19 protein-coding genes are annotated in these 24,876 nt (G+C 41.2%); 7 read left to right on the forward strand and 12 right to left on the reverse strand.

Going from position 1 to position 24,876, the window contains the following annotated elements; genetic code table 11:
• Positions 1 to 152 precede the first annotated feature (152 nt).
• Complete coding sequence (locus tag FPL17_RS10190; RefSeq protein ID WP_159884874.1) at positions 153 to 1,208, forward strand: SDR family oxidoreductase; 1,056 nt, start codon at positions 153 to 155, stop codon at positions 1,206 to 1,208.
• A gap of 71 nt (positions 1,209 to 1,279) precedes the next feature.
• Here the strand turns inward: FPL17_RS10190 and ligA are convergent, their stop codons facing one another.
• The 4 genes from ligA to FPL17_RS10210 all read right to left on the reverse strand — a co-directional run bounded on the left by ligA (position 1,280) and on the right by FPL17_RS10210 (position 8,873).
• Positions 1,280 to 3,307, reverse strand: a complete 2,028-nt coding sequence (gene ligA / locus FPL17_RS10195; protein WP_159884876.1) for an NAD-dependent DNA ligase LigA — start codon at positions 3,305 to 3,307, stop codon at positions 1,280 to 1,282.
• A gap of 335 nt (positions 3,308 to 3,642) precedes the next feature.
• Positions 3,643 to 4,647, reverse strand: coding sequence for a cell division protein ZipA C-terminal FtsZ-binding domain-containing protein (locus FPL17_RS10200; RefSeq protein WP_159884878.1), 1,005 nt, complete (start codon positions 4,645 to 4,647; stop codon positions 3,643 to 3,645).
• 1 nt (position 4,648) lies between these two features.
• A complete protein-coding gene (smc, locus tag FPL17_RS10205) occupies positions 4,649 to 8,167 on the reverse strand; it encodes a chromosome segregation protein SMC (RefSeq protein ID WP_159884880.1) in 3,519 nt (1,172 codons plus the stop codon).
• Positions 8,168 to 8,177: 10 nt separating this feature from the next.
• A complete protein-coding gene (locus tag FPL17_RS10210) occupies positions 8,178 to 8,873 on the reverse strand; it encodes a GntR family transcriptional regulator (RefSeq protein WP_005151133.1) in 696 nt (231 codons plus the stop codon).
• Between the two features lie 351 nt (positions 8,874 to 9,224).
• Here FPL17_RS10210 and FPL17_RS10215 point away from each other — a divergent pair, with 351 nt between their 5' ends.
• Positions 9,225 to 10,190, forward strand: coding sequence for a hypothetical protein (locus FPL17_RS10215; protein WP_159884882.1), 966 nt, complete (start codon positions 9,225 to 9,227; stop codon positions 10,188 to 10,190).
• Positions 10,191 to 10,204: 14 nt separating this feature from the next.
• Positions 10,205 to 10,747, forward strand: a complete 543-nt coding sequence (locus FPL17_RS10220) for a GTP-binding protein (protein WP_159884884.1) — start codon at positions 10,205 to 10,207, stop codon at positions 10,745 to 10,747.
• 4 nt (positions 10,748 to 10,751) lie between these two features.
• On the opposite strand, the gene FPL17_RS10225 is transcribed toward FPL17_RS10220, so the two are convergent.
• Positions 10,752 to 11,552, reverse strand: coding sequence for a sulfite exporter TauE/SafE family protein (locus tag FPL17_RS10225; protein WP_159884886.1), 801 nt, complete (start codon positions 11,550 to 11,552; stop codon positions 10,752 to 10,754).
• A gap of 6 nt (positions 11,553 to 11,558) precedes the next feature.
• Here FPL17_RS10225 and FPL17_RS10230 point away from each other — a divergent pair, with 6 nt between their 5' ends.
• Together FPL17_RS10230 and FPL17_RS10235 are read left to right on the forward strand one after the other, a co-directional pair.
• Positions 11,559 to 12,335 carry a biotin--[acetyl-CoA-carboxylase] ligase gene (locus FPL17_RS10230; RefSeq protein ID WP_005210823.1) on the forward strand — a complete coding sequence of 259 codons (777 nt, stop codon included), beginning with the start codon at positions 11,559 to 11,561 and terminating at the stop codon, positions 12,333 to 12,335.
• A 15-nt stretch (positions 12,336 to 12,350) separates the two neighbouring features.
• Entirely contained in the window at positions 12,351 to 13,094 is a 744-nt protein-coding gene (locus FPL17_RS10235) for a pantothenate kinase (RefSeq protein WP_005210821.1), read from the forward strand.
• Here the strand turns inward: FPL17_RS10235 and FPL17_RS10240 are convergent.
• A complete protein-coding gene (locus FPL17_RS10240) occupies positions 13,064 to 13,651 on the reverse strand; it encodes an RBBP9/YdeN family alpha/beta hydrolase (RefSeq protein ID WP_005191169.1) in 588 nt (195 codons plus the stop codon). The two genes, FPL17_RS10235 and FPL17_RS10240, sit on opposite strands and share 31 nt — an antisense overlap.
• A 161-nt stretch (positions 13,652 to 13,812) precedes the next feature.
• Positions 13,813 to 15,225 (reverse strand): signal recognition particle protein, encoded by a 1,413-nt coding sequence (gene ffh, locus FPL17_RS10245; RefSeq protein WP_004804865.1) that lies wholly within the window; start codon positions 15,223 to 15,225, stop codon positions 13,813 to 13,815.
• A 147-nt stretch (positions 15,226 to 15,372) separates the two neighbouring features.
• On the opposite strand from ffh, the gene FPL17_RS10250 reads away from it, so the two are divergent.
• Positions 15,373 to 16,182 (forward strand): cytochrome C assembly family protein, encoded by an 810-nt coding sequence (locus FPL17_RS10250; RefSeq protein WP_159884888.1) that lies wholly within the window; start codon positions 15,373 to 15,375, stop codon positions 16,180 to 16,182.
• 81 nt (positions 16,183 to 16,263) lie between these two features.
• Positions 16,264 to 17,193: a tRNA dihydrouridine synthase gene (locus tag FPL17_RS10255; protein WP_159884890.1), complete on the forward strand. Its 930-nt coding sequence runs from the start codon at positions 16,264 to 16,266 to the stop codon at positions 17,191 to 17,193.
• A gap of 77 nt (positions 17,194 to 17,270) precedes the next feature.
• Here the strand turns inward: FPL17_RS10255 and FPL17_RS10260 are convergent, their stop codons facing one another.
• From FPL17_RS10260 to FPL17_RS10280, 5 genes are all read right to left on the reverse strand, one after another.
• Positions 17,271 to 18,290, reverse strand: coding sequence for a DUF6160 family protein (locus FPL17_RS10260; protein WP_159884892.1), 1,020 nt, complete (start codon positions 18,288 to 18,290; stop codon positions 17,271 to 17,273).
• Between the two features lie 122 nt (positions 18,291 to 18,412).
• Positions 18,413 to 20,836: a DUF6160 family protein gene (locus FPL17_RS10265; protein WP_159884894.1), complete on the reverse strand. Its 2,424-nt coding sequence runs from the start codon at positions 20,834 to 20,836 to the stop codon at positions 18,413 to 18,415.
• Positions 20,837 to 20,865: 29 nt separating this feature from the next.
• Positions 20,866 to 21,618, reverse strand: a complete 753-nt coding sequence (locus FPL17_RS10270) for a hypothetical protein (RefSeq protein ID WP_159884896.1) — start codon at positions 21,616 to 21,618, stop codon at positions 20,866 to 20,868.
• Positions 21,615 to 23,192, reverse strand: a complete 1,578-nt coding sequence (locus FPL17_RS10275; protein ID WP_159884898.1) for a hypothetical protein — start codon at positions 23,190 to 23,192, stop codon at positions 21,615 to 21,617. Before FPL17_RS10275 ends, FPL17_RS10270 begins: the two co-directional genes overlap by 4 nt.
• 219 nt (positions 23,193 to 23,411) lie before the next feature.
• Entirely contained in the window at positions 23,412 to 24,833 is a 1,422-nt protein-coding gene (locus FPL17_RS10280) for a hypothetical protein (protein WP_159884900.1), read from the reverse strand.
• Between the last annotated feature and the right edge of the window lie 43 nt (positions 24,834 to 24,876).

The raw sequence follows: 24,876 nt of genomic DNA on the forward strand, positions 1-24,876 counted from the left end.
CATTTGTTTGATTTTTTGTAACCATTAGCAATGCTTCTTATTCCGCTGATGTTTTGATCAAAAAATCATAAAAAATGACTGCTCAGCTGTTGTTTGTTTGAGCAAAATTCGGTAAATAACAGCAATCACAAAAACATAATGTGGAAACCACAATGGATAAAAGCAAACCAATTTTGGTCACTGGCGCGACGGGTTATATTGCAGGCTGGATTATTGAACGTCTGTTGAATCAAGGCTATACAGTTCATGCCACAGTGCGTGACCCATCGAAGAAAAACAAGATTCAGCATTTATATGATCTGGCCGATCAATCTTCTGGGAAGATTGAATTTTTTAAAGCAGATTTGCTTGAACCGCGTTCATTTGATGATGCAATGCAAGATTGTGAAATCGTGATTCATACCGCATCTCCATTTGTGGTGACCAATTATAAAGATGCAGTCAAAGACATTATTGAGCCTGCGGTGAAAGGCACAGAAAACGTATTAGACAGCGTCAATCGCACTGAGTCGGTCAAACGTGTGGTACTGACGTCAAGCATTGCTTCAACCTATGGCGATGCAGTTGAGATTCAAAATACCGCCAACAATGAATTTGATGAGAGCCATTGGAACAATACCAGTAGTGAAACCCATCAGCCCTACCCTTATTCAAAAGTTGCTGCTGAGCGCAAAGCATGGGAAATGGCCGAACAACAGAACCGCTGGGATTTAGTCTGTATTAACCCCGCCTTAGTGATGGGACCTTCCCTCACCGATGCCAGCCAGTCAGGTAGTATTGAAGTATTACAACAGTTTGGTAATGGCACTACCTTGTTTGGCGTACCGCCAATGTGGAATGGTATTGTAGATGTCCGCGATGTTGCTGATGCGCATGTGGCTGCGGCATTGAATCCACAGGCAAAAGGCCGTTATATCATTTGTGGTGGTACACTCAGCTTATTGGATATGGGCAAAGCACTCACACAAAAGTTTGGTTATAAGTTTCCGTTCCCACACTTTACTGTACCAAAGACCGCCTTTTCATTTGTTGCGCCAATCCTCGGTCATTCACGTGAGTTTGTAAAATTAAATATGGGTTATCCAATCTATTTTAATGCGCAACGTAGCATCAAAGAACTCGGCATCGAATATCGCGATGTGCGTGAAAGCGTCTGCGAACATTTCCAGCAATTGCTGGATGATGGCATTGTAAAAAAATATATTTAATGCATTAAAAAAGGCGGCATAAATGCCGCCTTTTTTATCAGTTCGTGCTGACTCAAAATTTAAATAAAGAATCAGACTTCATACTGCTTCAAAAATTCTAAGAACTCTTGCTCATTCAAGACTCGAATTTCAAGTTTTTGTGCTTTATCCAACTTACTACCTGCTTTCTCGCCTGCAACCAAACATTTGGTTTTACTGGACACACTACCACTGACACGCGCACCCAAGGCTTGAAGCTTTTGTGTCGCTTCATCACGGCCCATGGTTTCCAATGTACCTGTGACCACCCAACTCTCACCATTCAAAGGCTGACGCGTTGGTGCGGTTGGTGCATCCCAATGAATGCCTGCTGCCATTAAACGATCTAACACTTCAAGGTTATGCGGTGCTTGGAAAAAGTCAGCAATCCATTCTGCGGTAATATCACCGACATCAGGGGTTTTCTTCAGTGCTTCAATATCCGCAGCTTTCAGTGCCTCAAGCGTCTGGAAGGTATTGGCCAGCATACGCGCTGTAGTTTCACCAACACCACGAATACCTAATGCATAGATAAAACGCGCCAAAGTGGTTTTCTTGCTCGCTTCAATCGCATCAATCAAGTTCTGAACGGATTTCTCACCCATTTTTTCGATGGTCAATAAGGTGTCGCGATGCTCATGCAAATGATAAATATCAGCCACATCTTTGAGTAGATCGAGGTGTAACAGTGACTCGACCCAACGATCGCCCAAGCCCTCAATATCCAGTGCTTTACGTGAAACAAAGTGACGAATGGCTTCAATCCGTTGTGCTGCACAATACAGGCCACCTGAACAACGTGCCAAGGCCTCACCTTCTGGCATCACCACAGGTGATTCACAGACTGGGCAATTGGTCGGGAGATGAACCATCTCCGCATCGGCAGGTCGAAACTCAGCCCAAACCTTCTCAACTTTTGGAATCACGTCCCCGGTACGATAGACACTAACGGTATCACCAACACGCACATCTAAACGATGAATTTCACCAATGTTATGCAAAGTTACATTAGACACCGTTACCCCACCAACAAAGACGGGTGCTAAACGTGCGACAGGGGTCAGTGTTCCAGTACGCCCCACTTGCCAGTCAATATTTTCAACTTTGGTCAGTGCTGCCTGCGCTGGGAATTTATAAGCCGTTGCCCAACGAGGTTCACGACTCAGGAAGCCTAATTGTTGTTGCTGTTTAAGGCTGTCCACCTTAATCACCATGCCGTCAATTTCAACTTTGAGGTCTGGGCGTTCTTGTTGTATCTGTTCATAACGTTGTTGCACTTCTTCAATCGAGGCACACAAGAATTGACGTTCTGCAATTTCAAAACCAAATCTAGTTAACCAGTGCAAACTGTCATGCATGGTTTCAAGGCCATGATTCGGTACACACTGCGCAATTCCATAAGCATAGAACGCCAATGGACGTGAAGCTGCAATATTCGGGTCAAGCTGACGCAGGCTTCCTGCTGCGGCGTTACGTGGATTGGCAAAGGTCTTATCTCCTTTGGCTTCTTGATCGGCATTGAGCTTTTCAAAGCCTTGCTTTGGCATCAATACCTCACCACGAACTTCCAGAAACTCTGGAATTGCTTGATGCTGACTGGATAAGACTTTCGGCAAATTCCGAATGGTTTTAACATTCTGAGTAATGTCTTCACCTGTCTCGCCATCACCACGTGTCACGCCACGAACCAAGACACCATTTTCATACCACAGTGAAATCGCTAAACCATCCAGTTTCAGCTCTACTTCATACTGGACTTTTTGATTCGGTAAACGTTCATCAATACGGCGGGCAAAAGCAAACAGGTCTTCCTGATTAAAGACATTGCCCAATGACAGCATCGGTACTGCATGGGTGACACTTTCAAATTTCGATAAGGCTTGCCCCCCCACTTTATTGGTTGGGGTATCTGCCTGAATACAGTCTGGATATTGTTGTTCGAGTGCTTTCAGTTGATGAAATAAATGGTCATATTCACTATCTGAAATGGAAGGTTGATCCATCACATAGTAAGCATGATTGTGTTTTGCAATCAGTTGAATCAACTGACGCATTTGCTCAATGACTGAGTTATGTTCCATTTAAATTTCACCATATAAAAGGGCGGAAAAACCGCCCTATAATTTTTACTAAATTTAGTATATCGAACCTGAGTTAGACATGAAATATGATACTCAGAAATGTCATCTGCAACCTGCGTGATTTAAACAAGATAATGTTTTTGCAATAAAATCACTTTAATGAAAGTAGTGAACAGGTTTTGCAGATGACAATGGTTTTGCTTACTTTTGACGAAACAAAAGTAAGTCGAACCGAAGGTTTAACCTAAAATAGGATGAGAACCTAACAAGACTCCGTTAAGTTCTTTATTTTCAAATTTAAAAATATGTTAATCACTTTATGAAGAAACAACCAATTAAACTGCCGCCTGATTTGGACGATAATCAATCACATGATGACGCCAATGCTCTTTCAACTGCGGCGTAAATTCTAAATTGTTTTCATCATAAACCTTACCATCCACTTCACGTGCAATTAAGCCTGCAATACTGGTCATCATGTCATAACCCGTAACCGCTTTACTATTTGGTAAAGCCAAGAAGAATGCAAGACCTTGCACCTGCTCACCCGATAAAGTTTCCAAATCAAAACCTGCAGGACCATTATCCGTCATACGCAATACCGAGAACATCAAGGCACTTGGCTCATCGGTATTTTCATAACGATGGAAACATGACATTTCACCGAAACGTAAACCGTATTTCAATAATATTTTCAGTGCTTTATCACCTGATAAGGCACGACGTGGATTCGGATAAACATTCAGGGCAATGATTTGCTCTGCGGTTGCTAAAGCACTTTCATCATCATAGCGTTGCTGTTCATGTAAATGCACATCCAGAATATTACTTTCGCCATCAAACTCTTCAATCGCGACGGTTTCAATATTTGGATTTAAGCTAAGCTCAGTTTCCGCTTTGCTTTCCTCTGCTTTCTCTGTAGCTTCTACATTTTCAGAGGCCACTGTTATTTCTGCTTCAACTGCGACTATCTCATCTTTTTGAGCCCCTTCGACCTCTGCTACAGCTTCAACCACCTCATCTGCTTTAGCAGTTTGTTCGATTTCCGTCGTTTTTGTTTCAACACCAGCCGCTTCAACTGTTTGCTCTGCCACAGGCTCCGATACAATTGCTTCAGTATTTAAACTTGGCTCAACACGCTCAGTTGTGGCCACTACTTCATTTTGTAAAAGCTGGTCACGTACGTGACGTGGGATCACAGGTTGCTGACTTTCAGGATTAATATGTAAATCTGCTTCTAATGACGGCTCAACTGGTTTTGGTTTTCTTAAAATCATGATTAAACCAACGAGCATAATCGCAACGGCGGCAACAATGCCTATTATTGTATTCATTTCCATACTAAGACTCCGCAACTAACCCGTATTCTTTTGCCTGTTCTAAATCGACAGTCACTAATTTTGATGTACCTGGCTCTGGCATGGTGACTCCAAGTAAATCAGTTGCCATTGTCATCGCCAATTTATTATGTGTAATGTAAATGAATTGCACTTGTTCAGAAAGCTCTTTTACCAAATTACAATACCGTTGTACATTGGCATCATCAAGTGGCGCATCAACTTCGTCCAGTACGCAGAACGGTGCAGGGTTCAATCTAAAGATTGCAAACACCAAAGCCAAAGCGGTCAAGGTCTTTTCACCACCGGAAAGCAAGGCCAAGGAACTGTTACGCTTGCCAGGTGGACGCGCCATCAGTTTGACCCCAGACTGCCAATCATCTTCAAGGCTTAGAGTCGCTTCACCACCACCAAACACCTTTGGAAATAGCAGTTGTAACTCTTGATTGACCTGATCAAAAGTCGTCATAAACAGTTTACGAGTTTCCTGATCAATACTTTTCATCGCGTCTTTGAGCTGATCAACCGTATTTTGTAGATCCTGCATCTGGTGACTCAGTTCATCAAAACGTTGCGACACTTCCTCATATTCTAGCGACGCTGCTAAATTCACTGCACCGATTTTCTCAAATTGCTGCTGGGCTTTTTCCAGTTTCTGCTGATGATCTTTAATTTCAATCGACAGATCAGATAAAACCTCTGCATTGAGTTCGTTCAGTTGTTCCAGATAATGTTCACGATCTGATTTCGCCGCCTGCCAAGCCAAGCGCTTTTGTTCCAACTGCTCACGCACCTGCTCGTCTTTCTGTTGAGCTTGATGGCGTTGTTCTGTGAGTTGCTGTTGTTTCTCTTGCACTTGATTTAGTTCAAGCTGCCATTCATTCCAGGTTTTTTGCAGTTTTTCTGTTTGCTGAAATTGCTCGTGGAATTGCGACTCTAAATTGGGTAGTTCAAGCTGAATTGGGTCAACAAACTTCTTGGCCTGCTCAATTTGTTCAATGATTTGACGATATTGTGTTTTCAGGAACGAGATATCTTTTTCCAATAACTCAATTTGCTGATTGGCTTGCGAGGTTTGACGACGTAAAGCTTCACGTTGCTGCTGCTGTTGAGTCAACTGTTGTTGCTGCTCACCCAACTGCTCATTCAAGTTTTCCACCTGAAATTGCAAAGTTTTATAATTCGGCAATACAGCTTCTAATTTGATTGCTAATGCATGCAGATCAATTTCTAGATCATCACGCTGCATGGCATCTTCTTCAAGCTGCGCATCAAGTTGTTTCAGTTGATCTGCCAATTGCTGTTGCTGCAACACAAAGGCCTGTGCCGTACTTTGCAGTTTGGCAATTTGCACGTCGAGCTGTTGCAGTTCTTTTTGCTTTTGTTTCAAACCTTGCTGCTGTTGCTGCACACTCTGCTGCTGCTGTTGCAAAGCCTGTAATTGTTGAGAAAATTGACTTTCTAGATCAAGCAACTGTGGTTGTTTCTGTGCCAGTTGCTGTTCAATTTCCTCTAAGCGCACTTGATGACTGAGCATGCCCTGCGCAGTTTGACTGTCTTCATCATAGTGCAGCGCAATCACCCAATCGGCACCCACATGATAACCATCAAGCGTCAGAATAGATTGTGCTTGCTGGAGATCCCCTTGATGTTCCAATGCAAGCGCTAAATTCTCTGCTACTGCTACATTGGCCCAGAGTGAAGATTGGGGGGCTTCGATCCAGTCTGATAGATATTTTAAATCTCCCCTAACCCCTCTTTGAGAAAGAGGGGATGAGAAGCCTTGCTTCGCAAGTCCTTTATCAAAGGGATGAGGAACAGTTGTAGTTCCGCAAGAGGGATTTTTTAACTGACGCGCCACACCTTCCTGAAATGATTGTTCACCATCCAGTACATGCGCTTGCAGCCACTTGGCCAAGAACTTCTCAATAATGTTTGCATGCGCTTTAGCTTGAGTGCTCAACCGTAGGCTTTGCATCAATCGAACTGCGTTTTGATCATGCTTCGGGCTTTGCTTTGCGACGAGCTGATTTAAGTTCTTTTGCTCAGCCAATAAAACCTGAATCTCAGTTTTCAAACTCTGCACATCAGCCTTCTGCAACTGTTGTTGATCTTGCTGTGTCTGAACATCTTGTTGTAATTGCGCAATCGCGGTCTCTAACTCGACAATCTCTAGTTGAAGTTGTTGTTGCAATTGTTCCAGTTGCGCCTGTTCATCATCCTGAACCTGAGCACGGATCTGAGTTGTTTGCGTTTGCAAGGTCTGCTTTTGCTGCTCAATGCGCAGAACATTCTTACCCAACTGTTCAATTTGCGCTGCCATCTGCAACTTTTTTTGTTGTTGCTGATCGACTTGGGTTTTCAGTTGTTCAAATTGCTGTTGTGCTTGCTTGTGCTGGACTTGAACATCTGTAAAATTTTGCTCAGCCGTTTGTGTATGCTGCTCTAAGGCAAGCAAACTTTCATTTTGCTCATCAAATTGGGTGCTTAGAGTTTCAACTTGTAATTCAGAGAGTTGCAAACGCTCTTTGGTTTGTACTTTCTGCTGCTCAAGTTGTAGCAAGCTACTGCTGTTTTGCTGGAATAAACTCTGTTTTTGTTCCAAGGTCATTTTTAATTCAGACAGCTTTTTCTCGGCCTGTTGCCATTCATGCTGCAAAGGCGAAGATTGCTGAATTAAGCGTTGGAATAAAGCACTGGTGGCTTCAAGGTCATGTTCAATGGTCTGTGATTCTGAACGGACCAACTTAAAGTTTTCACCCAGCGCCGTCATTTCAACAGTATATTCTTGTTGTAACTTTTGACTTTGATTGGCTTGAAATGAAAGAATCTCGATTTTTAAAGTACGGATCTGACCTTCTAAGGTTTTGTATTGAATCGCAGCTTCAGATTGACGTTTTAATGTTCTGAGTTGTGATTTTAGTTCAGCGGCAATATCGTCTAAACGTGCCAGATTCTGTTCAGTATGTTCTAAGTGCTGCAAGGTTTCACGACGGCGTGCCTGATAACGAGACACTCCTGCCGCTTCTTCAATAAACACGCGCATTTCTTCAGGCTTGGCATCAACCAGACGGTTAATCATGCCTTGTTCAATCACCGCATAAGAGCGCGGCCCTAAACCCGTGCCCAAGAAAATATCGGTGATATCGCGACGACGGCAACGGGTGCCATTTAAGAAATATTCAGATTTACCTTCACGCGTGACTTGGCGACGCACTGCAAGCTCGCTATAAGCATTATAAGCGCCGCCTAATTTGCCATAGGTATTGTCAAAACGAAGTTCTACACTGGCAACACCAACAGGTTTACGCTTGGCTGTCCCGGTAAAGATGACATCCTGCATGCTACCGCCACGCAATTGACGTGCGTTGGACTCGCCCATTACCCAGCGAATCGCATCAATCACATTGGATTTACCACAACCGTTCGGCCCCACAACCGCAGTTCGGTTCGCCTTGAAATTTAATGTTGTACTATCGGCGAAAGATTTAAAGCCTGAAAGTTTTAAACTACTTAAACGCATACTGCCCTAACTAGCGGCGTGAGCGTCTAGCCCAGGCCAATTCAATCTGTTTCATACGTGTCAGAGATTCCAACACAAGGTTACGCAAGTGTCGACAAAAATCTTCCATAAATAAAGCAGCTTGTTGTGATTTTCGGATCAAAATAGCATCAATCACTAACTTAAACAGGGTAAACGATTCTTGTAGCTCTCGACGTGAAGTATTTAAGGTCAAAAAATAGCTACGGCGTAATGATGGTAGGAGTTCTTTATAGAATTGCATCAGATAGGGATTCGCCACCATATCATGCTGTTCAGCCAGATATTTAAAGATCGCATCGTAAAATTTTTCGATATCACCCGCGCGAACAAACTCGACCAATTGATCCAATAATGCTTGCAGTTGCTCCGCCTCATTGACTCGCCAAGTTTCACTAATGCGCTGCACAATATGTCCAAGTACCATCACATTAGTATCGAATAATGCTTTGACTTGTTGAGCCGACATTTCAGAAACAATTGCACCACGACGCGGAAAAATTTCAATTAAATAAGTACGTTCAAGTAACAGCAATGCTTCACGAACCGAACCACGACTGACGTCTAATTCTTTCGCAATGCGTAGCTCTTGAATACGTTCGCCTTCAACCAGCTCACCACTAATAATTTGTTCACTAATATATTTTGCAATCTGTTCAGAAAGACTATCAGCCTCTTCGAGATTCATGAGCCCCTCGCTATCTTTGTTATACGCATTGATCCAATGCTATTTGCGCTTTTTTGTTTTAACTGATCTCACCGCATAAATTCTATATCATTGTCTGACAATTTTATTGCTTTTTAAGCCAATCGTGCTAAAAAACCAAATAATAATTCTCAATATGTACTAAAAAGTCAGTTTTTCTGTATTTAATATCAATTATTTAACCTTTTTATTCTTATTTAACCGCATATCTGAAAGATTTTCTTTCATCGTATTTTTATTGATGTAATTCACAAAAAATAATATTTTCATTAATAGTATCGCATTTTAAATCTCCTACTGAATTGCTCAGTACATACATAGATGAGTCATAACATGGGTGTTCATCAAGCCGTCAATATTGCCATTTTTGGACTCAGTCTCAGAACCTTGAATGAGTTAAAACAACAGGTTCAAACGGCTGTGCCGCAGCATGTCCAAATCAATTGGAGCAATATTGCCGAGCCACAACTTGATATTCTCATGATTAACCAAGTATTTTTTGACTCACCCAATATCAAGAGCCTACTGCAAAGCAATAAAATCAATGTGCTGAAAATTGCCAATGATGCTGATAAAAATAGCGCCATCGAAGATGACACCTTATTTCTGCCCTTGAACCATATTCATTCCTTGCATCACTGGCTGAGCCTTCATCTGGATGAACACTTAAATCAAGCATCAGAGAATATCGAAACTGAAGATGTGCCAATCTTTCATCGCAAACAAATTAAAGACGTGTTGCAAGAAATTCAAAATCCTAAGAATGGCAAGATTCAGCTGTTTGATAACCAAGGACTACTCGCCATTGCCGACCCACGCAATCAATGGCTGTGGCAACATCCTGAATTTCATTCCTTTCAAACTGATCCGAGCTTGAATTACACCTATGCAACGCAAAATGATCAGCATTGGATTGCAGATGCAGCTCAGCAAGACTTACAACAATGGCTTTGGCATTTACTTTGGACCTCTATGGATTTTGAGGAACTCTGTCCAACCTTTGCCTCAAGTTTTTATCTGCAATTCTGGCCACAACCCAAAAACAAACATGATCGCCAAGATATCTTGCGGATGGCAGCCTGTTTTGCACAAGGTGCACAGATCAGCATAGTTGCCCAACAACTTAACCTCCCCGAACAGAAAGTCAGACACTTTGTTGCAGCATGCTTGGGTGCACAGTGTGGAACGCTGATTAAAGATCAACAGGCAAAATATCGACCGCAAACTCAGCAAAGTGAAACAGAACAGCATTTTATGAAAAAACTATTTGGTCGCTTACGCCATCGTTTAGGCTTTTAATCGAGGATGCTTCTATGATTTTACATCAATATAAAATTGTCTTCGGTGGCACCATGGGTTCAGGTAAATCCACGGCGATCAAAGCCTTGTCTGAAATTGAAGTGCTGAGTACTGAAGCACTCAATACCGATACCGAATCGCATGAAAAATTACTCACCACCGTTGGAATAGATTATGGTGAACTGACTTTGGATGATGGGGTTAAAGTCGGATTGTATGGTACGCCTGGGCAAGATCGCTTTGATTTTATTTGGGCCGTGATCTGTAAAGGCGCAATTGGCACCATTGTCATGATTGACCATGCTGCTGAAAATCCTTTGCTGGATTTAGAGCAATATCTTCAAGCGTTTCAGCCCTTTGGTCATAATATTGTGATTGCAATTACCCATATCGACCGTATGCCAGAACGAACTTTATCGATTTATCGTGACTGGCTGAAAGCCAAAGAAATGAATTACCCAATGTTCTTTATCGACGCACGTCAGCAAGATGATGTACTTCTTCTGGTCGAAACCTTGATTGCCACCATTGAAGTACATTATGGTCTTACTCACTAAAAAATTAGATCAATCCTTTATAAATAAAGTAGCTACCGACGATCACTAATAGACCAGCAAAACATTTTTTCAGCATGGCTGGCGATAAACGATGTGCAACTTTTGCACCAAATTTTGCGGTGATAAAACTCATCACACTGATCCCCAAGAAAGCATAGATATGCACATAGCCAATGGTATTCGGCACTTCAATCTGTTCTTTGGCCCCAAACCACATAAAGCCCAGTGCACCTGCCACTGCGATGGGTAAGCCACAAGCTGCTGACGTCGCAACAGCTTTTTGCATCACGACACCATGACGATTTAAGTAAGGCACGGTAAGACTGCCACCGCCAATACCAAAAATCGCGGATGCCACCCCAATTCCCCCACCCGCAGCAAGTTGTAATGCAGCCGACGGTAGATGACGATTCGGATCAACCATCGCATTTGCACCTCTAAACATCTTGTAAGCCATCCAAACAGCAAAGACACCAATCACTAACTGTAAGTGCTGTCCAGACATCAAATCTGCCACACCAGCACCAAGGAATGAACCGAGCACTAAGCCTGGTGCCAAATTACGGAATACCGACCATAGAACCGCTCCTTTTTTATGATGTGCCATCACCGAACTAATCGAAGTCACAATAATGGTTGCTAACGATGTTCCAACTGCAATATGCATAATGACATTCGGGTCATAATTCATTTGAGTAAAGACAATATATAAAATTGGCACAATAATTAGGCCACCGCCAACACCAAATAGCCCCGCAGTAAATCCAGCAATTGCGCCAATCAGCAAATATATGATTAACTCCATAAACACATGACCACTCTACTTGTAAAAATGATGGATGATTTCGCAACCCGCCAGCTTCAGCAATTATTGAACGCAAAAAATCAATTTCCAGAAGTGGTACTACTCAAAACAACCACAACCTCGACAAATGATGATATACGTGAAATTGCACAAAAAGGCATTACAACAGGGTTGGTATGCAGTGCACAACAGACCCAAGGTCGTGGTCAACACCAGCGACAATGGGCCTCTCCTGAAGGTAACATTTATTTAAGCACACTGATTCAAACCAAGACAGCACTGGATGGTCGTCTTGCGCTTGAAGTTGCGCTGAATATTCTACAGATGCCGAGCTTGCGTGGTTTAAACTTACAAGTCAAATGGCCAAATGACTTATATAGTCCCCAAGGCAAATGGGGGGGAATTTTGGTTGAACCGATTTCCCCACATCAAGCGATTGTCGGTGTTGGGATTAATTTAAACACGCCCCCTGTGGAAAATGCGGATCAACCTATTACCTCTTTAGCGATGCTTGGTTTAGCTCAAATTGATCGTTTAGCCCTGATTGCTGAACTCTACACGGCAATTCAACAAGCAGCTCAATGGTTTGAACATGGTAGCTATAATTTAGCAGAACGCTTTAACCATCACGCGATTTGGCTCAATCAACAAGTTGAATTTGAATATACCCAAGGTAAAATTCAAGGGCTGTTTCAAGGGATCAACAATGACGGTGCGGTACTGATCAAAACCGATCAGACTCAACAATTCTATCAAGGCCGTTTGCGTCTCGCTTCGATTTGAGGAAATGATGATTCTATGAAAAGTTTATGGCTGGACATTGGTAATACCCGCTTAAAATACTGGATCACGGCACATGACCAAGTGATCGAACATGCTGCTGAATTACACCTGCAATCGCCTGCTGATTTATTACTGGGTTTGATCCAACACTTTCGTCATCAGAATTTAAGTCGCGTCGGTATCTCTTCCGTTCTAGATTCGGAAAATAATCAACGTATTCACATGATTCTCGATATTCTGGATATTCCGATTATTTTTGCCAAAGTCCATGCTGAATATGCTGGTCTGCACTGTGGCTATGATGTTCCAAGTCAACTCGGGATTGACCGTTGGTTACAAGTGTTAGCCATGGCAAAGCCAGATGAGAACTTTTGTGTGATTGGCTGTGGCACTGCCCTAACCATCGATTTGGTCGAAGGATTGCAACATCTGGGCGGTTATATTCTGCCAAATTTATATCTGCAACGAGACTCACTGATTCAAAATACCAAAGGCATCAAGATTCCAGACTCTGCCTTTGACAATTTAAAACCCGGACATAATACGGTCGATGCGGTACATCACGGTATCTTACTTGGTCTGATCAGTACGATTGATCAAATTATGCAGCAATCGCCTAAAAAGCTGATTTTAACTGGTGGTGATGCCAGTTTATTTGCCAAATTCCTCAGTCATTATCAGCCTCAAGTCGAATCAGATTTATTACTTAAAGGCTTAAGGCATTATGTTCAACTCAATTCCGCTTTTACTAAAGTTTGAATTGCCTGTAATAACTGCGGAAACTCATTAACACCATCTTCACGACGGAAATGCCCGGCTTGAGCCACCTCAATCAACTGGGCATTGAGTAAATTGGAAAATTTAAAAGTTAAAGGTACAGGCACGATTGGATTATTGCTAGAAAAGAAAACCAGACGTCGTTTGATGTTAGCTCGTAAGATGCCACTTTCAAAATATGAATGCTCAATTAAGGCATTAAATTCAGGATGATTCGATATTGCATCACTAAAACCCGCAATAAAAATCCCTGCTTTCAATGTCGTTTGCTTCAACTTCTTTGCTAAAAACCGAGCCACAGCCACACAGGACAAACCATGTGCGACTACAATGCTGTGCTCATTCAAGCCTTTTAACTGTGCTTCCAAACATGTCTGCCAAATCTCAGCTTCCGGATGATTTGCATCAGCTAGAAAAATACGTTCAACCCCAACTGTTTCACTTTTTAACTGCTGTTCTAGCCAGAGATACCAATGCTGTTCTGGATCAGCATTCTCGCAATGCAGAATAAATACATTATTTTTTGAATTATGTGACATAGTTAACACTACTTTTCAATATAAAACATAGGTTTAGTTTTAATTTTCTTATTTTTAAATCCTATTGAGTGTTGATGTTTTGTATTAAATTTATACAACAGCACAAGATCAAAACATTAAAAAAGGCACCAGAGGCGCCTTTTTTAATGTTCAGTAATTGCTTACTTTTTTTGGTCATTATTACCAAATAAAGGTCCCATATTACCGCCACCACCACCAAATTGTTTTTGCATATTGCCTAATGATTTCAGCATTTTGCTCATACCCGATGGATTAGCAAATTTCTTCATCATCTTCGCCATTTGCGCCTGTTGCTTGATCAGCTTATTGACTTCAGCCACATCCATACCACAACCTGCAGCAATACGCTTTTTACGGCTTGGATTCATCAAGTCAGGATTACGACGCTCTTTGATCGTCATCGACTGAATGATGGCTTCCATACGCTTAACTTGTTTTTCAGGATTGGCTTTTTCAATCGCATCCTGAATACCCGCATTGCTCATACCAGGCAACTTGTCCAAGAAGCCCATCATGCCGCCCATTTTGCTCATTTGCTCAAATTGCATCAGCATATCTTCAAAGTTGAAGGTACCGCCTTTCTGCAATTTTTTCGCCATTTTTTCGGCTTTTTCTTTGTCGATTTTGCGTTCAACTTCTTCGACCAAAGAAAGGACGTCACCCATGCCCAAGATACGTTGTGCAACACGATCTGGATGGAATGGCTCAAGTGCATCTAGTTTTTCACCAATCCCCAAGAATTTAATTGGCTTACCTGTGATGGCACGAACAGAAAGTGCTGCACCACCGCGTGCATCACCATCGGTTTTAGTGAGGATCACGCCGGTTAAAGCCAAAGCATCGTTAAAGGCTTTTGCTGTATTGGCAGCATCCTGACCCGTCATCGCATCAACAACGAATAAGGTCTCGGTTGGTTTGACCGCAGCATGTAATTCTTTGATCTCATCCATCATGTCTTCATCGACATGTAGACGGCCTGCAGTATCGACAATCAAGACATCAGCAAACTGGATTTTTGCTTGCTCAATGGCACGATTCACAATATCAATTGGCTTTTCAGTTGCTTCTGAAGCAATGAAACCCACACCTACTTCATTGGATACGGTTTCTAACTGCTTGATCGCTGCTGGACGATACACGTCGGCAGAAACGGTCATGACTTTTTTCTTTTGGCGTTCTTTTAAGAAGCGCGCTAATTTTGCCGCAGTTGTGGTTTTACCCGCACCTTGCAAACCTGCAAGCAGGACAACAACAGGTGGTTTTGCACTTAAATCTAGTGTTTCATTGGCCTCACCCATCATCTTGGTGAGTTCATCATAGACAATCTTTACAAATGCCTGACCAGGAGAAAGCTGAGTCATGACTTCTTGACCGAGCGCTTCTTCCTTAACTTTCGCGATAAATTCACGAGTTACAGGTAACGCCACATCGGCTTCAAGAAGTGCCATACGTACTTCACGTAGGGTATCTTTAATATTGTCTTCGGTCAGCTGCCCTGAGCCAGTAACATTTCTTAAACTCTGTGTGAGTCGTTCTGTTAAGGTATCAAACATTGCGAAATCCGCTTAAAATGGCTAGTTGCAAAAAAATCTTTCTTAAAATAGAAAATTTATGCATAAGATGCTATAGGATACTGTAGTTCGAAGCGAATTTATATCTTATATGGTGAATATTATTCATCCTCCTAAAAAAGGTTTGACATGATCAGTCTCCCCTTGGTTTACACAATTTTGGCACTCATCGCCTATACCAGTTCGTTTTGGTATTTGTTTATACGGTTGATGTCAAAACGTAGTCCAAATCTTTGGTGTTATGGTCTTATGGTTGGATTAGGGTTAGTACTGCATAGTACCGTGCTCTACCAAGACATGATGACACCGATTGGGGTGAATTATGATGTCTTTAACTTGATGTCATTTACTTCAGGGCTGATGTTGGCGCTGAGTTTGATTTTGAGCCTGATCCGCCCGATTCTGCCACTCAACCTGATCGGTACACCTGTTGCTGCCTTTGGCCTAATCTTGGGCTTTGCCTTTAGCCAACCGAATCAAATTATTGAACAGCATAGCTTAGGCTTAGATTTACACATCATTCTTTCGCTATCTGCTTATGCAGTGCTGCTGATGGCCACCATTCATGCGGTATTGTTGTGGTGCCAAGATCGAGAACTGAAAAAGAAACAAAAACGACGGATTTGGGTGAACTTGCTGCCACCATTTCAAGTCATGGAGTCCCTGTTATTTGACTTGATTATCACAGGTTTTGGTCTACTGACAGCAGCTTTGTTATTTGGTTTCTTCACCATTGATAACTTCTTTGCTCAGCATCTGGCACATAAAACCGCCTTTAGTATTATTTCATGGTTCTTATACGGTGCCTTGCTCATCGGTCATTACAAATTTGGCTGGCGCGGTCGTAAAGCCATTCGTTTTACCATTACTGGTTTTGTCCTGCTTGCCATTGGCTTTATGGGCAGTAAATTTGTTTTAGAAATGATTTTAGGTCGCTAGATTTTTCGCATTTTAATAAAAACTAGACAGCCTATCTGAAAATGCGTATAACGCTGTTTTCGCTTATCTAGGTAAAAAATCGTGAAACTTGTACTCGCTCCAATGGAAGGTCTGACTGATCCGATCATGCGTGACGTGCTCACCCATGTTGGCAGTTTTGATTGGTGCGTGACTGAGTTTATCCGTATTACCGATAGCATTCTGCCAGATCATATCTACGATAATTTTTGTCCTGAACTCAAAAATGACGGCAAAACCGCAGCAGGCACGCCTGTACATGTGCAATTCCTTGGCAATAACCCAGAGATGCTAGCAGCCAATGCAGCAAAAGTCGTTGAACTGGGTGCACCTGCAATCGATTTAAATTTTGGTTGTCCCGCAAAAACGGTGAATCGTCATCGTGGTGGCTCTGTTTTACTGGATGAACCTGAAACCGTACATCAATTGGTCAAAGCTGTTCGTGATGCAGTGCCTGCACATATTCCTGTTTCTGCCAAAATGCGTTTGGGTTATCTCGATGAAAACCATACCTTAGATAATGCCCATGCGATTGAAGATGCAGGCGCAAGTTGGCTTACAGTTCATGCACGCACTAAAGCAGATGGTTATACCCCACCTGCCTATTGGGAAAAAATCCAACCGATTACCGAAGCATTGAAAATTAATGTGATTGCCAATGGTGAAATCTGGAACAATGCCGATGCTAAAGTCTGCTTAGAACAATCGCATTGCCAAGATTTGATGATTGGACGTGGTGCAGTCACCACACCAGATTTAACCCTGTGTATTCGAGAAAATATGGAGCAGGCCGTGCTGTCTTGGCAAGATTTGGTTGAATTACAACTACGTTTCTTAAGCGGCCAATATAAAACTAAAATTGGCATGGTGGGACGTTACAAGCAGTGGCTAGGCATGATGACCAAGGCTTATCCTGAAGCGCAAGCTTTGTGGGGGCAAGTGAAGAAGATCAAGCAATTAGATGAAATTATCCAATACTTAAAACAAAGCTAAATTTATAGCTATTCTGCATGCCATAAAAAAGCGGCCTAGGCCGCTTTAAAATTGATTTTATAATCCAAGTGATCTAACTACATCCCACTCACTTTCATCTGTAAATTTGTCACAGAAGCACCTGACATACCAATATTTCCAATGGAAGCATTCGGCAAATTATTAAACGTACCTGTCTTCTGAGAGCCACTGGTACCAAGTAATACATTATTTAGCTGTAGATCAAACTTATCGGTTGTGCCTGCATTTCCAAACACAACTCCACCTTTATCCGTAGTACCTGCTGAACCATAAATACCAGCATAGAAACCTTTAAGCCCGAAAGGATTGCCATTATTTCCAGTTAGTTTAAAGTCAAAACTCGCACCAACAGGTGCTGTAGTTGAATTTCCTGCAGCGGCATAATCCGATACCAATAGAATATTACAACCCGTACCTGAGCCACAGATTGACTCAATTGCACCATCAAAAAGAACCATACGCCCTTGCGGAGCGGCTCCCATCTGAATATTCATGCTTGGCTTATTGGAACCAAAGACAATATCTATTCCCCCTACACGCAATAGCTCTTTTACATCACTTTTCAGCAAAGTGCCTGAGCTAAAAATTGAGTTCCGTGTATAAGTTCCCCCATTCATGTTAGAAAGCGAGGTAGGACTAGCCGTATAAATTGAAAATGGAGAAATCCGGAGACCGGTTATATTGCTATCAAAAGCTAAAGCGATATTGGCAAAAGCTCCACCTGTAGAAGCTGTTCCCGCATCGGTATCAATAGCGGCTTTCAAACCTAATATCGTCTCTGCACTACCATTAAGACCAGAGACTTTCACTGGTGCTGCTGTCGATTGTCCAGCAACGCCAGCAATCACTAAACCTGCGCGATTAGTATAAGACGGAGCCGTATAACCGCCATAAGACAAGCCATCATTATCAATGATTGCTATTTGATTAAATTGAACGTTTGCCTGAACACCAATCGTTAAACCATCTTGCCCAGTCGTTGCAGAAAGACTTTGATCATCCATCGGTTGCATTGCTATTGCCAATGGGCTTAGCAACAATAATGACAAACATCCTAATTTCTTGTTTTTATTCATTGTCCTCATCCGTAGACAAATGTTTAAAATATGTACTATAGCTTAGCATAACAGATCCGAAGCACAATCATTTTCACAATTAATAGATAGATGGAAAATGACTCTCTTCATATTACAACGACTTAGTTTCTAGGCATAATAGAAAGTTGGCTTGTCAACCGCCCTCCCGTAATTGCCATCTCACCTAATCGTTGAGCCCCCCCACTAGGTGCATAAAGATTAATGTCTCTAGTTCTAAATACACCATCAGCGGTGCGATTTGGATTAAATGTTAAGGCCGTATTAAAACTCACTACGCCTTCACCAGAACTATGTCGATTAATTTGGATTGCGTTATTAAATGCTAGATCACCTTGTATATTGTCTAGACCTAGCGCCGAACCATCCACAGGATCACTAATTTGAATGGTATTATTACTTGCGGCATTGAGTTTTAGATCGCCAACAATATTCATCGCATTACCAGTACCATCAGTTCTATATTCGTTATTTGGGATAAGAGATAGATTCATATCCCCCCCAACACGAAGTTTTAGACCAAATAAGACATCATTACTTAAAGCAAAGTTATTATTTGGCGCAACACCACCACTATAAGAAGTCCCTGGTAAATATCCAGCAGCAACTTCTGCGGCCATGACGATTAACATATCTTTCAATGTTGCATTCAAACTACCATTTTCAAGACCAATAGTACCTGTTCCTTTCAATAACATATCAATATTACGAAGTCCCATATAATAGTTTTTTGCACCATCTATCACTAAAATTGAAGTGGTTTTATTTCCTAAAGCAGTATAACTGGTGTCACGATCCACCCCAGTTGTACTCATTCCTAATGAGAAACCTAATCGAGGGGTATCTCCACTACTTGCAACACTACGCTTCACACCAGCTTTATCAAAATAAAAAGCTTCATTTGCATTAATTCTTGTACCGTACATCGCCATGTTGGCATTGAGATTATAGAATGGTAATGCTAACCCCCAATTATTGTCTGTATGCTCTGTAATCGGGGCATACCCACTTTCAGGATTGTTGGTTGCACTATTGGTAAAACGACCACGTCTAGAAATCGCTTGGAACTCAGCACCACGAATTGCCATCAATAAGCTGTAAGGATTTGTGGTTCCTGTTTGCGTATGAATACTTTGAATATAATCAGAATTTTGGGTTAAGAAACTACCATTACCGAACTTAGAGGTCTGAAAAATATAATTCGCTGGTAAGTACACTGATTTTGCATCAACTAGATTGATATAAACATTCCCCGTATCAAATGAACCTCGTGTGCCTAACTGTAATCCTGTTAAGTTACCAAATTCAAAACCATAGGTGTTTAGCCCAGCACCACCAATTTCTAAAGTCGTTGCTTTACCATCACTCCCCAACATAGAATCACCATCTTTGGTAAATTCGGCCTTCATACGGAATGCAACCCCAGTATCCCCCATGATCGCCTTGCCATCACTGGTCTTACCTAAGATATTGGTTCCATTGGGATCTCCATAATTTGTACTATAGTTTGGATCAATCGCCGCATTTGCATTTAGGCCACGCACTTGAAGGGAGCCATTGACCATACGCCCATTTGCACCCACGCGAATGAGTCCTTGTGCTTTATTATTTGGTGCGGCCTGTTGATTTAATGGAGTATTGGTTGAATCAAACGTATAAGGAGAACTTGGGTTCACATTTTTATTCAACATAAACTCAAGGTTTAAACCCGAATTAGTTGCAACACCACTCTCTGAATATGTTCCAGCTGTCACCGCCCCTGTATCTTTAACACGCGTAAAATCAACATAACCATAATCCCCATTTGGCGTTTGGGTTAATGATGCATTCACAGCATTTCCAGTAAGTAAAGCATTATTCGTCTGAAGCTTCATTCCTTCTGCAGCGTCTACAAACATCACCCCTTTACCAAGAAAGTTAAAGTTGAAATTCTTTAAAATCAACTGATTCAATTGACTATTAGATGTCTGGCCTAAATAAACTGTGGCATTTTTTAGTCCAAGTTCCAAAGATGCTTGGCTATTTTTACTAAATAGACCATCCGTCGTCTTAAATTTTAAATCTAACGGTGAAGTTGTTTGAATCGCCAAGTTACCAATATCACTACTACATCTGCTCGGATCACAAATCTGGAATGAACCAATTGTAATTAATGATGGATTTGAAGATAACTCAATATCTAGACCAGTTTTGGCCCCATTACTTCCCGTATTTAATTTATAATTTGTGCCAAGCTGATCACCTAAAGCATTTTTTTGTATTCTAAAATTATTCGCTACAGCTTTTAATGTAGTACCAACTGCATCAGAGCTTCCTCTTCCTGCATTATCCTGCCAATAAAACTGATCTACATTAATATTGTCATACGTCGTTTCAATATGAACACCATCCTGAGCATTCACACTACGTAGAGCGCTGTCATCTAATGCTTGTAATGCATAAGCAGAATGACTAATAAAAAATATACTTGCAGCCAAAGTATTGAGCGCAAAACTTATTTTCCTGTGATTTACATTTTTATTTTTCATCACTTCAATCCTTTGAAAATTAGACTTACTTAACAACGTGGATGGCTAGCATCACAAGAGAACATCATAATTTTCCCTTGTATCGCCAAGTTGCCATTCATGTTTACTCCCATAAATCCTGTTTCTCGACCAGTATCATAATTGTTTGCTGTTGTTGCTCCGCTTGCCACTGTCCCAACCTTTTGTGCCACTGCCGTATAAGTTGGTGCTTTTAAATAACCATAGCCAGTCGTCGGTGCTACTGCAGGGTTCGTTCCCTCAATTAATTTACCTGTTGTATTATCGTAGTAACTCGTAAAGTCATCTTTTTCAATTGATAGTGCATTAAAACCAAGATTTCTAATGAGAATTGGTAAAGTTGAATCTAAACTAAACATCATCGCCGGTTTAACAATATCTTGACCACCATCATTTTTATAGGTCAAATCAAAACCATCTAAACCCAATTTTTGAAGATTGACTGTTCCTTGTATACCTTTAAACACTAACCAAAGTTTATTTGCAGGGTTTGCTTGGGTAGGATCACTGACAGCATTATTACTTGCATCAACGAACCTTTTATTTACAGAAATTCCAAGATGGCAATATGCCAAATCTTGGCACACCCCTCCAACACCATTATCAAATTGAAAAGTAGGTGTTTGGTTTAAGGTAAGTTTCAGTGACAAATCAGCGCCAGCCTGTCCTTCAATTGCTCGCAATTCATTGTTGTCTAAAGTTTCTAAGCCTGCGTGAGCTACTGCTGTAAAAAGTAAAAGTAGTAAAGTTATCGTTTTCATCATAGCCCCGCTGTAGTGATTTTCATATGTTGAATCAGTAAACCATCTATAACGGCTGATCCCATATTAGTAGCGCCAGCAGTGCCAGCTTTTCCAAACGAAATACCTACTGCAGAGGCTGATTTATCAGCGATAAGTAAATTATTAGCACCTTGAGTCACCGACCCAATACTAATACTACTATGTGTTGGTAATGTGGTATTTGTAGGCAAACTACCATAATCATTACGTGGTGAACCACCTTGATAGCCTGTTAAAGTACTTGTACCACAGGTAAATACATTACAAGTTGATCCATAATATGTAACCGCAGCATCTCCTGTATCTCCTGCGTAGCGGGTATATATTTTGGAGTATATCTCTACTTTATTGGGAATTCGGGCAATTTCTAAGCTAAAGTTTTTCCCATCTGAACCTAAAATTAAAGGCTGATAAAGTGAACCCAACACTAAATTTGTATTTAAGTTATAAATAAATAAACCTTCATCTGGAGAGAAGTTAGGTGCAGTTGTAACTCCGCTTCCACTTACACCAGGACTCGCTAACAGTCCCTGAGCTGTTCCAGTTGTACAACCATTTGGATTACCTGCACCACACTCACGAGTACTTAAACGCAAAACATCTGCATCAGATGCCGTTGTGCCTGTACCACTGTTAAAACGGAGGATTCCTGATAGTCCAAGCGTATTGTTATAAAAAGAACTCATACCATTGGTGTTCGTAGCGCCACCTAATGTTTGAAAAACCTGTAAATTACTACCATTTATGCTAAAACCATTCCAAACGCCTTGCAAACGCAACCGATTTGCACGCCCAGTTGTATTTTGCCCAAAGTTTTCACCTAAATTGAATTGATTTACATCACCTTCGGCTTTACTTTGATCTCTTACAAAAGCATCTGCCCATAATGCCAATTTCAAATTATAAGCATCGGCTCCATTTGCAGCTAAGGTAGGCACTGTAGTTTCATAAAGTGGTGCTTCAAGGTTCAGATAAGTCACTTGACATTTGGTATCTGCGGCACCTGTACAATTCGTCGCACTAAAATTCGGTACATTTTTAGCGGTTGTTGTTTTAAATAACCATGGATTCGCAGCAGTCCCCCAAGATGTAATTGCTGCATTTGCAGTTCCGTTTGTAATTCCACTATCTAAGCGACTATTACTATTATTACTGGCATTTTTAGATAATGCTAAACCATATAAATAAAGATCAGCCTTCCCTACAGAATGATCAACAGGTCTAACAGTACCACTAATTGCTGTGGTTCCATCGGAGACATAACCATCTTTATTGGTATCCTGAACAGTTGAGGTAAGACCACCGATTGGTAAATAATGGATATAACCTGTATCTTTTGTACGATCTGTTAATAGCGTGTTTAATGATTCATTTGCACCAGCTTCACGAAATACAAAAAAACTGTTCGTTGGTAAAATTGCAATCCCTTCACCAGTCGTTTCACTTAATCCTTGATCGGTCAATTCTTGTAATGCAAAAACAGATTGACTTAAACATAAGCCAATTAGACTTACCAATAATTTTTTTTGAAAAGATACCGTATGAAGTGTAGTCATCTTGACCTTCCTGTTAACGATGCTCCGCACCAACTTTATTTTTTTAATCCATTTGAGTGATCAATCTTTAGTAATAAAGAATTTGCATCCAAGCACCACTCAACTTTAACTACTATAGATTATTATGCCTAACAATTACACAAATGCAAAAAAACAGGGGAAATGTTACATTTTTCCGATAAGCGAAACGAAAAGTAGTCTTAGCTACTTTCAATTAAATCAGCAATATTTCAAACTGCCATAACAATTCGGAACAAAACTTTGTGCACTTAAGACCTGATTTACTAATGGGAAATCTACATAGGTTTGTGGGGTATTGGCTGGAGCGCCATTGCCCGGACCTAAATAAATCTTAGGAACTTGAAGAACTGTTCCAAATAAGCATCCAGTAATACTACATCTCGGCATATTATTATAAAGTGCACCATTAATTGTAGTATTTCCCTGATCACCCGCTGGCCCTAATGCTTGGCGTAAACTTGAATCTGGAATATCTACGTTGTTGCTTGGGCTGATACTCCCGATATCAATGCCACCACCAAATGCTAACCACCATCCCTGTTGTGCAATATTTGCAGCAGCAGCACCTGGCCATTGAATATTTTTATTTTGAAGAGATAAAGAAAATGCATTTCCATTCACAGGAATTTTATGAATTAATCCTAAACTTTGACTTACCTGAACATTTGCTTTCAGATTAGAGATCGTTCCTGAAACACCTTCTTTCAGAGGTAACCCCAATGCTGTAGCAGTCACACAGCTTGTTTCCTGACCCGCAGGACACTTGAACGTAATATCACCAATATTTGCAATACCCGTAAGCTGGACAGCAGTTTGCCGCTTACCATTGACTACAGCTGGATTGGTAGTAAAACTCGCAGAAGCACTACTCAACTCAATATTATATGTAGAGGCAGTGTAATTAACTGGTGCCCATCCCCCTAAACAAAAGTCTCCCAACTTTGCTCCAATACACATTTCCACGCGCCCGGTCATATCACCAATCGCTTGTGTCATATTTCTGGCATTTGTTACTGCTGTACCGCTTGCAGAGTTTAACTCCATATAACCACTCAGACTATTGATACCATTGGGTATACCAACCTTTCCACTTGTTTGTGAGTTTTCTGTTCCAAACGTTAACATGCCTATAACACTTTCAGCACTCAGTCTAAGTCCTTCCACAGATCGAGTCGAAGCTGAATTAGGATTTTTAATTGCAAACTCTATGAAAGGGTTGTTCATGATTGCATCGGATTGAACTCGCGCTGCACGATTTGCTGCGGTGTCCTGAGTATCAGTAGATGCACCACTTAAGCTAAAATTATCAATATCAATATCACAACTACCTGCACCATTTATACCACCACAACCTAATTGTAATTTTTTAATATTGGCATTGATTTCAACTTTAGCCTCAAAGCCCAGTTTATAAAAACCAATATTTGTATCGCCACCAGTTCTTTTAGCTTCCAAGTTCAATGCATCACTTGGGGCGATATATGACAAACTCATTAATGCCTGCCCAGTCGTAGCAGACATTTCACTATCTGTCATACTTTGTAAAGTTGGAGAAGCAACCGTTATTGAATTAACAAGGCAGCCTGACACTCCCAAAATAAATAAGTATCTACTTTTCATTATAAAAATCCTTTTATACTTTAAAATCTGAGTAAATGCTCTT

It is taken from the genome of Acinetobacter dispersus (assembly GCF_009884975.1).
GTDB lineage: Bacteria > Pseudomonadota > Gammaproteobacteria > Pseudomonadales > Moraxellaceae > Acinetobacter > Acinetobacter dispersus.

Coding starts and splice junctions, on each gene's coding strand:
- FPL17_RS10190 (WP_159884874.1), top strand. CDS start 153: ATGGATAAAAGCAAACCAATTTTGGTCACTGGCGCGACGGGTTATATT.
- ligA (WP_159884876.1), bottom strand. CDS start 3,307: ATGGAACATAACTCAGTCATTGAGCAAATGCGTCAGTTGATTCAACTG.
- FPL17_RS10200 (WP_159884878.1), bottom strand. CDS start 4,647: ATGGAAATGAATACAATAATAGGCATTGTTGCCGCCGTTGCGATTATG.
- smc (WP_159884880.1), bottom strand. CDS start 8,167: ATGCGTTTAAGTAGTTTAAAACTTTCAGGCTTTAAATCTTTCGCCGAT.
- FPL17_RS10210 (WP_005151133.1), bottom strand. CDS start 8,873: ATGAATCTCGAAGAGGCTGATAGTCTTTCTGAACAGATTGCAAAATAT.
- FPL17_RS10215 (WP_159884882.1), top strand. CDS start 9,225: ATGGGTGTTCATCAAGCCGTCAATATTGCCATTTTTGGACTCAGTCTC.
- FPL17_RS10220 (WP_159884884.1), top strand. CDS start 10,205: ATGATTTTACATCAATATAAAATTGTCTTCGGTGGCACCATGGGTTCA.
- FPL17_RS10225 (WP_159884886.1), bottom strand. CDS start 11,552: ATGGAGTTAATCATATATTTGCTGATTGGCGCAATTGCTGGATTTACT.
- FPL17_RS10230 (WP_005210823.1), top strand. CDS start 11,559: ATGACCACTCTACTTGTAAAAATGATGGATGATTTCGCAACCCGCCAG.
- FPL17_RS10235 (WP_005210821.1), top strand. CDS start 12,351: ATGAAAAGTTTATGGCTGGACATTGGTAATACCCGCTTAAAATACTGG.
- FPL17_RS10240 (WP_005191169.1), bottom strand. CDS start 13,651: ATGTCACATAATTCAAAAAATAATGTATTTATTCTGCATTGCGAGAAT.
- ffh (WP_004804865.1), bottom strand. CDS start 15,225: ATGTTTGATACCTTAACAGAACGACTCACACAGAGTTTAAGAAATGTT.
- FPL17_RS10250 (WP_159884888.1), top strand. CDS start 15,373: ATGATCAGTCTCCCCTTGGTTTACACAATTTTGGCACTCATCGCCTAT.
- FPL17_RS10260 (WP_159884892.1), bottom strand. CDS start 18,290: ATGAATAAAAACAAGAAATTAGGATGTTTGTCATTATTGTTGCTAAGC.
- FPL17_RS10265 (WP_159884894.1), bottom strand. CDS start 20,836: ATGAAAAATAAAAATGTAAATCACAGGAAAATAAGTTTTGCGCTCAAT.
- FPL17_RS10270 (WP_159884896.1), bottom strand. CDS start 21,618: ATGATGAAAACGATAACTTTACTACTTTTACTTTTTACAGCAGTAGCT.
- FPL17_RS10275 (WP_159884898.1), bottom strand. CDS start 23,192: ATGACTACACTTCATACGGTATCTTTTCAAAAAAAATTATTGGTAAGT.
- FPL17_RS10280 (WP_159884900.1), bottom strand. CDS start 24,833: ATGAAAAGTAGATACTTATTTATTTTGGGAGTGTCAGGCTGCCTTGTT.